Raw genomic sequence first — 12,143 nt, 5'->3', positions numbered from 1 at the left:
CCCGAGGGGCGGGGCGCCGTCGTGCCTCCAGCCTAGTCGCCGGAGCTCAGCCCGGTGCCGCCAGACCCGCCAGGAGGGCGGCCGCGTCCGGGCTCGCGTCGAGCAGCGCCCCGATGTGCGCCCGCGTCCCCCGCAGCGGGTCCATCATCGGCACCCGCTGCAACGACGGCGCACCGGGCACGTCGAAGATCACCGAGTCCCAGCTCGCCGCCGACACCTGGTCGCCGTACCGGGCCATCACCTCGCCGCGGAAGTACGCCCGCGTGTCCTCCGGCGCGTGGTGCACCGCCGCACCGACCTCGCGCTCGTCGACCACCCGGTCGACCGCGCCCGCCGCGAGGAGCCGGTGGTAGATCCCCCGCTCCGGCCGCACGTCCGACCACTGCAGGTCCAGGGCCGCCAGCCGCGGGTGCCCCCAGTCCAGCCCGTCCCGCTCGCGCAACCGGTCCAGCAGCCGCAGCTTCGCGACCCACTCCACGTCGCGCGCGCACCCGTCCCGGTCCGTCGCGAGCCGCGTCAGCACCGAGTCCCACCGCTCCAGCACGTCCCGCGTCGGCGCGTCCACCCCGCCCGGGCCCGCGAGGTCACGCACCGCGGACGCCGCCACCTCCAGGTACTCCCGCTGGATCTCCAGCGCCGTCAGCGCACGACCGTCAGCCAACGACAGCCTGCGCGTCAGGTCCAGGTCCCGGCTCACGCGCGCGACGTCGGCCACCGGGTCCGCCAGCCGCAGCCCCGCGAGCCGCGCACGCACCTCCGCGCCCAGGGCGTCCAGGTTCTCCACCACGAACAGCACCAACGACGCCGTGCCCGTCTTGAGGTACGTCGCCGTCTCGAACAGGTTCGCGTCCCCGATGATCAGGTGCAGCCGCCGCCACCGCGCCCGGTCCGCGTGCGGCTCGTCCCGCGTGTTCACGATCGGGCGCCGCAACGTCGTCTCCAGGCCCACCTCCGCCTCGACGTAGTCCGCCCGCTGCGAGACCTGGAACCCCTGCTCGTCGCCCGTCGGCCCCAGACCCACCCGGCCCGACCCCGCGAACACCTGCCGCGTCACGAGGAACGGCGTCAGCACCTCCACCACCACGCCGAACGGCACGTCCCGCTCCACCAGGTAGTTCTCGTGCGTGCCGTAGCTGGCACCCTTGCCGTCCACGTTGTTCTTGTACAGCACCACCGGCGCCCCCGGAGCGTTCGCCAGCTCCCGCGACGCCGCCAGCATCACCCGCTCCCCCGCCACGTCCCAGCACACCACGTCGTGCGGCACCGTCACCTCCGGCGACGAGTACTCCGGGTGCGCGTGGTCGACGTACAACCGCGCCCCGTTCGTCAGGATGACGTTCGCCGCGCTCGGGTCGTCGTACTCCTCCGTCGTCGGCCGCGCCACCTCCTGGAACGTGCCCTCACGCTGCCCCGCCACCGGGCCCGACGGCGCCGGAGCGGCCGGGTCGTCCGTGAGCAGCGACGGGTGCGCCGACGCCCGCGGCACGTGGAACCCGCGCGCGTCCTGCAGCGGGTCCTCGTCGTCGTAGTCCCACCGTGCCCGACCCCGCGCACCGTCGCTGCGCGCCGCGAGCGCACGGTACGTCGTGACCACCTGGCTCGACATGAGCATCGGGTTCGCCAAGGGCTGCCCGGGCTGCAGCACGCCGTACTCGGTCTCGATGCCCATGACCCGTCGAACGCTCACGCGCCCACCCTACGTCGGACCTGCGACGACGCGACGGCCGTGTCCACGGGCCCGGAGCGCTGCCGGTGGTCGGGCGTGTCGGGTGGTTCCGTCGCGCGCCTGGGGTCGGGTGCGCGGGCGGAGCGACCTCGGTGCTCGGGCTGCCGCGCCGTCACCCTGGTCTCTCGGCCGTCGGTCGTCGCGCGCGGCTCGACGCCCTTCGCATCCGACGCCGCACCGCCCGCTCGCCCGGCACGTCACCATCGCCCCAGCCCGACAGGGCCGACGCCGCACCGCCCGCTCGCCCGGCACGTCACCATCTCTCACGACTCGCCCTGTCCGACGTCGTGCCCCGGCCTCGTCCGGCGGGTCGCCCGGGCGAGTCGGCTGCGGGAGGCGAGCCGGCGCCGTCGGCCCCGATCGGTGCTCACGAGGTGACGGCCCGGACGCGGCCGAGCCGGGAGGGGGTCGGAGGGCGGCGGCCGTGCCGGGTCGTGGTGGGTCTGGCGGGAGCGACGCGAGGAACGAGCGGCGCGGATGGTAGACCCGGCACGGCCGCCGCCCTCCGACCTCGTCCCGGCGACGAACCCGACAGCCGACCCCGTCCCGGCGACGAACCCGACAGCCGACCCCGTCCCGGCGACCACCACGACGACCGACGCGGCGAACCGTCGCGCTACAGGTACTGGCCGGTGTTCGTCACGGTGTCGATGGTGCGCGGGGAGCCGCCCTCGCCCTTCTTCTGGACGATCGTGCGGATGAAGACGATGCGCTCGCCCTTCTTGCCGCTGATGCGCGCCCAGTCGTCGGGGTTGGTGGTGTTGGGCAGGTCCTCGTTCTCCTTGAACTCGTCGACGCAGGCGGCGAGGAGGTGGTCGACGCGGATGCCGCGCTGGCCGGTGGCGAGGAGGTCCTTGATGGCGGACTTCTTGGCCCGGTCGACGACGTTCTGGATCATCGCGCCGGAGTTGAAGTCCTTGAAGTAGAGGATCTCCTTGTCGCCGGAGGCGTAGGTGACCTCGAGGAACTGGTTCTCCTCGTCCTCGGAGTACATGCGCTCGACGACGGACCGGATCATGGCGTCGAGGGCCTCGCGCTGGTCCCCGCCGTGCTCGGCGACGTCGGCGGCGTGGATGGGCAGGTCGTCGGTGAGGTACTTCGCGAAGATCTCCTTGGCGCCCTCGGCGTCGGGGCGTTCGATCTTGATCTTCACGTCGAGGCGGCCGGGGCGCAGGATCGCGGGGTCGATCATGTCCTCGCGGTTGGACGCGCCGATGACGATGACGTTGTCGAGGCGTTCGACGCCGTCGATCTCGGAGAGGAGCTGGGGCACGATCGTGGTCTCGACGTCGGAGGACAGGCCGGTGCCGCGGGTGCGGAACAGGGACTCCATCTCGTCGAAGAACACGACGACGGGGGTGCCCTGGGAGGCCTTCTCGCGGGCGCGGGCGAAGATGAGGCGGATGTGCCGCTCGGTCTCGCCGACGTACTTGTTGAGCAGCTCGGGGCCCTTGACGTTGAGGAAGTAGCTCTTGGCGGTGCCGGGCTCGAGGGTCTCGCCGCGGGAGCGGGCGACGGTGTGCGCGAGGGAGTTGGCGACGGCCTTGGCGATGAGGGTCTTGCCGCACCCGGGCGGACCGTAGAGCAGGACGCCCTTGGGCGGGCGGAGGCCGTGCTCGCGGAACAGGTCGGGGTGGGTGAAGGGGAGCTCGACGGCGTCGCGGATCTGCTCGATCTGGGGGCCGAGCCCGCCGATGTCCTCGTACCGGATGTCGGGGACCTCTTCGAGGACGAGCTCCTCGACCTCGGACTTCGGGATGACCTCGAAGACGAACCCGCTGCGCGTGTCGATGGTCAGGGAGTCGCCGACGCGCAGCGCGGTGTGGGCGACGGAGCCGGCGAGCCGCACGACGCGTTCCTCGTCGGCGCGCCCGACGACGAGGACGCGCTCGGCGTCGAGGATCTCCTTGATCGTGACGATCTCGCCGGTCTGCTCGTACCCGCCCGCGGCGACGACGGTCATGGCCTCGTTGAGCTTGACCTCCTGGCCGGGGCGCAGGCGTTCGACGTCGAGGCTGGGGCTCGCGCCGACGTGCATTTTGCGCCCGGAGGCGGAGACGTCGACGGAGCCGTCGGGGTGGGCGGCGAGGAAGACGGCGTACGTGCCCGGAGGCTTCGCGAGCTCGTCGATCTGCCGCTTGAGGTCGAGGATCTGGTCGCGGGCGGCCCGCAGGGCCTCCGCGAGCCGTTCGTTCTTCGCGGAGAGCAGGGCGAGCTCGCGCGCCGTGCTCGTCGTGCTCTCGTCACCGCGGCCGAATGTCTCGCTCATCGGGTGTCCCCTCTCGCCGGGTGTCGACCATAGACACAATTCTTCCGCGCGTACACGGACGACACCCGGGCTGAGACGACGTGCGACGGATCGTTACGCGACCGTCACGCGCCCGACTCGTCCGGTGCGGCGTCGGCCGCGGGCGCGGTGCTGCCGCCGCCGTCGTCCGCGGTGTGGCCGTCGGGTGCGGTGTCGGGCGCCTGGCCGACGTCGCGGCGCACGCGGCGGATCTTCTTCTCGGAGACGGGCCGCTCCCCCAGCTCCTCGGGCGACCACTGCTCGCCGTCGGTGGGGTAGGCGCCCTTCGCGGGGCGACGCTTGCGCTCGGGCGGCGCGACGCCGTCGGCGAGCCGGCGCGCGGTGATCAGGAAGCCGGTGTGGCCGATCATGCGGTGCTGGGGGCGCACGGCGAGGCCTTCGAGGTGCCAGCCGCGGACCATGGACTCCCACGCGACGGGCTCGGCGTACCGGCCGTCGGCGCGCAGGTCCTCGGCGAGGCGCGAGAGCTGGGTGGTGGTGGCGACGTAGCAGACGAGCACCCCGCCGGGGACGAGCGCGCGGGCCACGACGTCGAGGTTCTCCCAGGGGGCGAGCATGTCGAGCACGACCCGGTCGACGGTCCCGTCGGGGGCGACCGTGGGCAGGACGTCGGCGAGGTCGCCCACGGAGAGCGTCCAGGCGGGGTGCTCGCCGCCGAAGAAGGTCTCGACGTTGCCGCGCGCGATGGCGGCGAAGTCCTCGCGCCGCTCGATGGAGTGCAGCTCGCCCGCGTCGCCGACGGCGCGCAGCAGCGACATGGTCAGCGCGCCCGACCCGACACCGGCCTCGACGACCCGCGCGCCGGGGAAGACGTCCGCCATGGCGACGATCTGGCCCGCGTCCTTGGGGTAGACGACAGCGGCGCCGCGCGGCATGGACAGCACGTAGTCGGACAGCAGGGGCCGCAGCGCGAGGTACTCGATCTCGGCGGTGTTGCGCACGACCGTGCCCTCGGGGCTCCCGATGAGGTCGTCGTGACGCAGGTAGCCCTTGTGCGTGTGGAACGTGGCGCCGGGGGCGAGGGTGATGGTGTGCAGGCGCCCGCGCGGGTCCGTGAGCTGCACCTTGTCGCCCACGCGGAGCGGGCCGCGTCGTTCGTCGGCTCCGGTCGCGGTGCGGGCGGGGCCGTCCGGACGTGCGGGGCCGGGTGCGGTGGGCGGGGTCGTGGCGCTCGGCTCGTGGGTCACGGGCGACCATCCTACGGGCCGACCGGCCGCACCGTCCGGCGCGGCCGGTCGGCCCCGCCCGTGGGTCAGCGGGCGCGGGCGTCGCGCAGCGCGGTGACGACCCGGGCGACCTCGAGCACCCCGACGACGCGCCCGCCGTCGGTCACGGCCACGACGGCCGCCTGCCGGCCGGCGCGGGACAGCGCCGCGAGCATGTCCTGCCCGGAGAGCCCGACGTCGACGCTCGCCCCGGGCGGCAGCGGCACCACGACGGCGGAGACGGGTGTCGTGGCGGCGTCGGCCGGGGGGACGGCGGCCGCCGCGGCGGGGTCGACGTACCCGACGGGCGCGCCCGCGGCGTCGACCACGACGGCGAGGACGTGCGGCCCGCCGGCGCGGCCCACCTCGGCCCCGGCGGCGGCGACGCTGACTCCGGCCGCGACGGGGACCGCCGGCCCCGCGAGCGCCCGCACGGACAGCCCGGCGACGGCCTCGCGCGTGCGACCCGCGGCGATGGCCTGGCCCGCGCCGGACCACAGGAACGCGCCGATGAGCGCGGCCCACGCCACGGTCCACAGGTCCGGCCGCACGCCGAGCGTGAGCGGCCACAGCAGCGCCCAGGCGACGACGCCGACGGCGACGGCCCGCCCGACCCACCCGGCGGCGACGGTCCCCTTGGTGCGCGAGCCCGTCGCGGCCCACACGGCCGACTCGAGGATCTGCCCGCCGTCGAGCGGGAGCCCGGGGAGGAGGTTGAAGAACCCGACGAAGGCGTTGGAGAACGCCGCCGCGTACAGGAGCAGGGCGGGGACGGAGAACGTGGGCTGGGCCTGGAACGTCAGCCAGAACACGACGGCGAGCGCGAGGTTCGTCAGAGGGCCGACCACGGAGATGAGGAACCCGTCGAGGGGGCGCGCCGAGGTGCCGGAGTAGGCGGTGTGCCCGCCCCAGAGGGTGACGGCGAGCTCGGTGACGTGCTGGCCGCGGGCTCGCGCGACGACCGCGTGCGCAACCTCGTGGAGGAACACGGACGCGAAGAGCAGGAGGACGAACGCGAAGGAGACGAGGTAGATCTCGCCGCCCAGGCGCGGCGCGAGGCGCTGCACGGTCGGGGCGAAGAGGACGGTGAGCACCGCGGCGGCGAGGAACCACGACGGCGTGAGGATCACCGGGGCTCCGACGACCCGGCCGATGACCCAGCCCTTCGTGCGCGGGCCGGCGGGCGTGCGGGTGTCTCGGGGCTCGGGTCCGTCCACCCCGAAAGGGTATGCGCTCGCCGGGGACGGACGTGACAGCGCGTCGCCTCGGTCGGCTACGCCGCGTCGTCGGTCAGCAGGTCCACCGTGTCGCCCCCGACCAACCGACCGAGGAGCGGGACGTCGACGAGCTCGAGCGAGGGCGTGCGGCTCAGCCCGGGCGCGGCCGTCACCGGGACGACGGCCTGGACGCCGAGCGTCGCCGCGCCGGCCGCTCGTGCGGACGCGATGCCCGTCGGCGAGTCCTCGATCGCGACGCAGCGCGTCACGTCCACACCCAGTCGGCGCGCCGCCTCGAGGTACGGCTCCGGGTGCGGCTTGCCGTGCTCGACGTCGTCCCCGCACACGAGCGTCGCGAACGACCCCTCCGGGGCGAGCTCGGCCACCGGGACGGCGAGCTCCCGGTAGGACATGGTGACGAGCGCGCACGGGACGCCCGCGTCCCGCAGCGACGCCAGCAGCTCGCGCGCGCCCGGCTGCCACGGGACCGCCACGCGGACCTGCTCGACGACGCGGCGCAGGAGGAACCCGACGATCTCGTCGACGGGCAGGTCGACACCGCCGCGCTCCTGCAGGATGCCCGCGGAGACCGTCAGCGGGCTGCCCACCAGCGACAGCGCGTCCGCGTGCGTCCACGACACGCCGTGCGCGGCGACGAGCTCGTGCTCGGCCGTCATCCAGTAGGGCTCCGTGTCGACGAGCGTGCCGTCCATGTCCCACAGGACCGCCTGCGGGAGGGTCGTCGGGGCGGGCTGCGGGCGTGCGGACGTCACGGGAGATCTCCATCGGGAAGGGGGTGCCGGGTGCGTGCCGACCCGTCCAGGGTACGTGGCGCTCCTCCGGGTCCCGCCGGGACACGTGCCCACTTCGCCACGCGCGAACCTCCGACCTGCGACGGACGGGCCGCATAGGCTGGGGCGATGAGCGAGAACGCGCCGGACGGCGCCCGGCAGACCGTGATGATCGCGGCGTTCGAGGGCTGGAACGACGCCGGCAGCGCGGCCACGTCCGCGCTGACGCACCTGCACGAGGTGTGGGGCGCCGAGGACGTCGAGAGCCTCGACCCGGAGGAGTACCACGACTTCCAGGTGAACCGGCCCGTCGTCACGACCGACGACGAGGGCCGCCGGGAGATCGAGTGGCCCACCACGACGATCGCGGCCGCCACCGTCGAGCCGAGCGGGCGGCGGGTGCTGCTGGTGCACGGCATCGAGCCCTCGATGCGCTGGCGCCGGTACTGCCGCGAGATCCTCGACCTCGCGGAGGCGCACGGCGTGACGTCCGTCGTCACGCTCGGCGCGCTCCTCGCCGACGTGCCGCACACCCGGCCGATCCCCATGACGGCGACGTCGGAGAGCGTCGGGCTGCAGGCGGTGCTCGACGTCGAGCCCAGCGCCTACGAGGGACCGACGGGGATCGTCGGGGTGCTCCAGCACGCCGCCGCCGAGCGCGGTCTGCAGTCGGTGTCGCTGTGGGCGGCGGTGCCGCACTACGTGGCGCACCCGCCGTCCCCCAAGGCGACGCTCGCGATCCTCGCGCGCATCGAGGAGATGCTGTCGGAGCCGGTGCCGCTCGGCGAGCTCCCCGAGGACGCGGTCGCGTGGCAGCACGGTGTCGACGAGCTCGCCGCGGAGGACGCCGAGATCGCCGAGTACGTGCAGCAGCTCGAGGAGGCGAAGGACACCGCGGAGCTGCCCGAGGCGAGCGGCGAGGCGATCGCTCGCGAGTTCGAGCGCTACCTGCGCCGCCGCGACCCCGGCAGCCCGGGCGAGCGCGGCAAGGGCCCGACGGTCTGAGGCGGACGGCCCGGTCGCCCGGCAGGCCGGGACACCGCGGGCGCGTCGCTCAGAGGCGGACGCCGAGGAGCGCGTTGACGGCGCGCGCCACGACGCCGGGCGCACCCTCGTCGTCGGCGGTCGTGTCCCGGCCCGGCGCGAGGGCGGTCGCCGCCCACGTGTCGACCGCGGCGAGCGCCGCGGGGGCGTCGAGGTCCGTGGCGAGCGCGGCGCGCACGGCGTCGAGCATCACGCTGGGGTCCGGGCCGCCGTTGCCGGACACGGCGTCGCGCCACGTCTCCAGACGCTGCGCGGCGCGCGGGAGGTCGTCGTCGGTCCACTCCCACTCGGCGCGGTAGTGGTGCGCGAGCAGCGCGAGACGGATCGCCATGGGGTCCGCGCCGCCGGCCCGCAGGGTCGAGACGAGCACGAGGTTGCCGAGCGACTTGCTCATCTTGTGGCCCTCGTAGCCCACGAGCCCGGCGTGCACGTGCACGCGGGGCGCGGCGCCGTCGGACAGCACCCGGTCGTGCGAGGACGACATCTCGTGGTGCGGGAACAGCAGGTCCGCGCCGCCGCCCTGCACGTCGAACGGCAGGCCGAGGGCGTCGCGCGCGATGACCGCGCACTCGACGTGCCACCCGGGCCGGCCCGTGCCGAGCACGCCGCCGTCCCACGCGGGCTCGCCCGGTCGCTCACGCCGCCACAGCAGCGGGTCGAGAGGGTCCTTCTTGCCGTCGCGGTCCGGGTCTCCCCCGCGCTCGGCGAACAGCCGCTCCATGACGTCGCGCGGGAAGCGGGAGACGGAGCCGAACGCCGGGTCGGCCGAGAGGTCGGCGTAGACGTCGCCGAGGCCCGGGTCGGTGCCGCCGGCGCCGGGCTCGACCGGGACGCGGTACGCCGCGCCCGCCGCGAGCAGCTCGCTCACCGCGTCGACCACGGCCGGGATCTTCTCGACCGCGCCGTCCCACACGTCCGGCGGGACCACGCCGAGCGCGGTCATGTCCTCGGCGAACAGCGCGATCTGCTCCGCGGCGAGGGCCCGCCAGTCGACGCCCGTCGCGGAGGCACGCTCCAGCAGCGGGTCGTCGACGTCGGTGACGTTGGACGCGTACGTGACGTGCTGGCCGGCGTCGCGCCACGCCCGCACGAGCAGGTCGAACGCCACGTAGGTGTTGGCGTGGCCGATGTGCGTGGCGTCGTAGGGCGTGATCCCGCACGCGTAGAGCCGCGCGGTCTCGCCCGGGGCGGCGACGACGAGCTCGCCGGTGGTGGAGTCGTGCACCCGGACGGGGTGGCCGCGGCCGGGGAGCTCGGGGATCTGCGGGGCGGGCCAGCTGTGCACGCGACCACCTTAACGGCCAGGTCGCGGGCCCCGCGCCGTCGTCCCGCCCGGCAGACGCCCGACCGGGACGTGACCGGGGACGCGTCCCCGCGGGCGTGACGGATCCCACGCCCGCACGGGCCGCGGCGGCGCCGTCAGGGGGTCGCGGCCTGCGTCCCGCCCGGCTCCAGCACGCCGGTGAGGAGCAGCAGCACGACGACCGCCGCGAGCGCGAGCCGGTACACCACGAACGGCGTGTAGGAGAACGTCGAGACGATCTTGAGGAACGCGATGATGACGAAGTACCCGACGACGAACGCGACGAGGGTGGCGATGAGCGTCGCACCGGCGTCCGGGGCACCCGGCAGCGGCTCCTCCCCCGCGGACTTCACGAGCTGGTAGAGGCCCGAGCCCAGCACCGCCGGGATCGCGAGCAGGAACGAGTACCGCGCCGCGGCCTCGCGCGTGAACCCCATGAGCAGCCCCGCCGTGATCGTGCCGCCCGACCGCGAGACGCCCGGCACGAGCGCGAGCGCCTGCGCGAAGCCGAACCCGATCGCCTGCCGCGCGCTGAGCTCGCGCAGCGTCCGGCGCTTCGCCCCGACCCGGTCCGCCCAACCGAGCAGCAGCGCGAAGACCGCGAGCATGAGCGCCGTGAGGTACAGGTTGCGGAACGTGTTCTCGATCGCCTCCTGGAACAGCAGGCCGAGGACGACGATCGGCACCGACCCGAGCGCGATGAACCACGCCATCATCGCGTCGTGGTCGGCGCGTCCCATGCGCGAGCGCCAGTCGCTGCCGTGGTCGCCGCGCAGGGAGCGCCACCACGCCGCGCAGATCCGCGCGATGTCGCGGCGGAAGTACAGCAGGACGGCGGTCTCGGTCCCGATCTGCGTGATGGCGGTGAACGCCGCGCCCGGGTCCTGGGACCCGATCAGCTCACCGACGATGCGCAGGTGCGCGCTCGACGAGATGGGGAGGAACTCGGTGAGTCCCTGGACGAGGCCGAGGAGGACGGCTTCCCACGCGTTCACGAGCGGTCACCCTACCCGCCCGGGGCGACGCCCGGGAGCACCCGCGGCGCTGCGCTCCCCCGCCGGGTGAACCTGGCCGCCACCCCGCCCGGCACGGCCCGCCCGACCCGCGCCTGGGGGTGGTCGCCGGTACCCTCGGCTCCCATGGAACTCCGCCAGCTCGGCCGTACCGGTCTGCGCGTGTCCGCCCTCGGGCTCGGCACCATGACGTGGGCCCGGGACACCGACGAGATCGACGCCGCCGAGCAGCTGCGCGACTTCGTCGACGCGGGCGGCACCCTCGTGGACACCGCGGCGTCGTACGCCGACGGCGACGCCGAGTCGCTCATCGGGTCGCTGCTCGGCACGAAGGTCGACCGGCGCGAGGTCGTGCTGTGCACCAAGGCGGGCGTGCGCCACACGGCGGACGGGCCCGTGGTCGACGCCTCCCGGGGCGCGCTGCTCGACTCCCTCGACGAGTCCCTCGCACGGCTCGGCACGGACCACGTGGACCTGTTCCTCGTCCACGCACCCGACCCCACGACGCCGTTCCTCGAGACCGTCTCCGCACTGCGGCAGGCCGTCACCTCGGGCCGGGCCCGCTACGTCGGCCTGTCGAACCACCCCGGGTGGTCCACGGCCCGCGCGTCGGCGCTGCTCGGCGGCGCCGACGACGTCGGCCTCGCGGCCACCGAGCTCGAGTACTCGCTGCTGCAGCGCGGGGCGGAGCGCGAGGCCGTTCCCGCCGCACGGGAGCTCGGACTGGGGCTCCTCGCGTGGTCGCCGCTGGGACGCGGCGTGCTCACCGGCAAGTACCGGCGCACCCTGCCCGCCGACTCCCGCGGGGCGTCACCGCACCTCGCGGGCTTCGTCGAGCCGTACCTCGACCGGACCGCGTCGCGCGTCGTCGAGGCCGTCGTCACCGCGGCGGACGGGCTCGGGCGCGCCCCCCTCGACGTCGCGTTGTCCTGGCTGCTCGGGCGGCCCGCGGTCGCCAGCGCGCTCGTCGGCGCCCGCACCCCGGCGCAGCTGCGCGCGTCGCTCGACGCCGTCGACCTCGTGCTCCCCGATGCGGTGCGCGCCGCGCTCGACGACGTGAGCGAGATCGAGATCGGCTACCCCGAGCGCTGGTGAGCCCGGCCCGACAGGGGCCCGCTCGTCGACGTCGCGCTCGTCAACGGGCCCTGTCGGACTCCAGCTCGCCCTCCAGCTCGTCGTCGTCGAGCGCGTCGTCGAGCGAGTCGTCGAGGGCGTCGAGCGTGTCGTCGTCCTCCTCGTCGTCCTCCTCGTCGTCCTCGTCGTCGTCCTCGTCCTCGTCCTCGTCGTCGTCCTCCTCCGCGAGGTAGAACGGCGTCGCCTCCCCGTGCACCTGCCCGAGCGCCTCGTCGTAGACCTCGAAGGCGTCCGCGAGCACGTAGTAGGCGTCGTCGACGGCGGGGTCGTCCTCCCCGCGACGTGCGGCGACGGCGTTGTAGTGGGCCTCGAGAGCGGCGACGAACCGGTCGAGCGCGGCACGCGGGTCAGCGGTCATACCCTGACGGTAGCCCTGGGAGGGGCACAATGGCACTCGTTAGC

Annotated in this window: 10 protein-coding genes; 2 read left to right on the top strand and 8 right to left on the bottom strand. The window is 74.6% G+C overall.

Translation table 11 applies throughout. From position 1 onward, the window contains the following. Nucleotides 1-46: 46 nt before the first annotated feature. The 5 genes from dop to LGQ04_RS12415 all read right to left on the bottom strand — a co-directional run bounded on the left by dop (nt 47) and on the right by LGQ04_RS12415 (nt 7,229). Complete coding sequence (gene dop / locus LGQ04_RS12435; RefSeq protein WP_229244510.1) at nt 47-1,669, bottom strand: depupylase/deamidase Dop; 1,623 nt, start codon at nt 1,667-1,669, stop codon at nt 47-49. A gap of 673 nt (nt 1,670-2,342) precedes the next feature. Beyond that, a complete protein-coding gene (gene arc, locus LGQ04_RS12430) occupies nt 2,343-3,995 on the bottom strand; it encodes a proteasome ATPase (RefSeq protein WP_229244098.1) in 1,653 nt (550 codons plus the stop codon). Between the two features lie 104 nt (nt 3,996-4,099). Further along, entirely contained in the window at nt 4,100-5,110 is a 1,011-nt protein-coding gene (locus LGQ04_RS12425; protein ID WP_229244509.1) for a tRNA (adenine-N1)-methyltransferase, read from the bottom strand. A gap of 176 nt (nt 5,111-5,286) precedes the next feature. Then, complete coding sequence (locus LGQ04_RS12420) at nt 5,287-6,456, bottom strand: site-2 protease family protein (protein ID WP_229244090.1); 1,170 nt, start codon at nt 6,454-6,456, stop codon at nt 5,287-5,289. Nucleotides 6,457-6,512: 56 nt separating this feature from the next. Then, nucleotides 6,513-7,229: an HAD family hydrolase gene (locus tag LGQ04_RS12415; RefSeq protein ID WP_308016402.1), complete on the bottom strand. Its 717-nt coding sequence runs from the start codon at nt 7,227-7,229 to the stop codon at nt 6,513-6,515. Nucleotides 7,230-7,376: 147 nt separating this feature from the next. On the opposite strand from LGQ04_RS12415, the gene LGQ04_RS12410 reads away from it, so the two are divergent. After that, nucleotides 7,377-8,252 (top strand): PAC2 family protein, encoded by an 876-nt coding sequence (locus LGQ04_RS12410; protein ID WP_229244087.1) that lies wholly within the window; start codon nt 7,377-7,379, stop codon nt 8,250-8,252. 49 nt (nt 8,253-8,301) lie between these two features. On the opposite strand, the gene mshC is transcribed toward LGQ04_RS12410, so the two are convergent. After that, nucleotides 8,302-9,576, bottom strand: a complete 1,275-nt coding sequence (mshC, locus tag LGQ04_RS12405; RefSeq protein WP_229244086.1) for a cysteine--1-D-myo-inosityl 2-amino-2-deoxy-alpha-D-glucopyranoside ligase — start codon at nt 9,574-9,576, stop codon at nt 8,302-8,304. Nucleotides 9,577-9,710: 134 nt separating this feature from the next. Further along, nucleotides 9,711-10,589 carry an undecaprenyl-diphosphate phosphatase gene (locus tag LGQ04_RS12400; RefSeq protein WP_229244085.1) on the bottom strand — a complete coding sequence of 293 codons (879 nt, stop codon included), beginning with the start codon at nt 10,587-10,589 and terminating at the stop codon, nt 9,711-9,713. A 144-nt stretch (nt 10,590-10,733) separates the two neighbouring features. Between LGQ04_RS12400 and LGQ04_RS12395 the strand changes: the two genes are divergently transcribed. After that, on the top strand, nt 10,734-11,702 hold the full coding sequence (locus LGQ04_RS12395; protein ID WP_229244083.1) for an aldo/keto reductase: 969 nt from the start codon (nt 10,734-10,736) through the stop codon (nt 11,700-11,702). Nucleotides 11,703-11,742: 40 nt separating this feature from the next. On the opposite strand, the gene LGQ04_RS12390 is transcribed toward LGQ04_RS12395, so the two are convergent. Then, nucleotides 11,743-12,099 carry a primosomal protein gene (locus tag LGQ04_RS12390; RefSeq protein WP_229244081.1) on the bottom strand — a complete coding sequence of 119 codons (357 nt, stop codon included), beginning with the start codon at nt 12,097-12,099 and terminating at the stop codon, nt 11,743-11,745. Between the last annotated feature and the right edge of the window lie 44 nt (nt 12,100-12,143).

It is taken from the genome of Cellulosimicrobium marinum, assembly GCF_020551945.1.
GTDB classification, from domain to species: Bacteria; Actinomycetota; Actinomycetes; order Actinomycetales; family Cellulomonadaceae; genus Cellulosimicrobium; species Cellulosimicrobium marinum.
Note: the sequence above shows the minus strand (reverse complement) of the source record. Positions and strands in the feature narration are given on the sequence as shown.

Excerpts from the sequence above, each read along its gene's own strand:
- dop (WP_229244510.1), bottom strand. The coding sequence starts at position 1,669 with ATGGGCATCGAGACCGAGTACGGCGTGCTGCAGCCCGGGCAGCCCTTG.
- arc (WP_229244098.1), bottom strand. The coding sequence starts at position 3,995 with ATGAGCGAGACATTCGGCCGCGGTGACGAGAGCACGACGAGCACGGCG.
- LGQ04_RS12410 (WP_229244087.1), top strand. The coding sequence starts at position 7,377 with ATGAGCGAGAACGCGCCGGACGGCGCCCGGCAGACCGTGATGATCGCG.
- LGQ04_RS12395 (WP_229244083.1), top strand. The coding sequence starts at position 10,734 with ATGGAACTCCGCCAGCTCGGCCGTACCGGTCTGCGCGTGTCCGCCCTC.
- LGQ04_RS12390 (WP_229244081.1), bottom strand. The coding sequence starts at position 12,099 with ATGACCGCTGACCCGCGTGCCGCGCTCGACCGGTTCGTCGCCGCTCTC.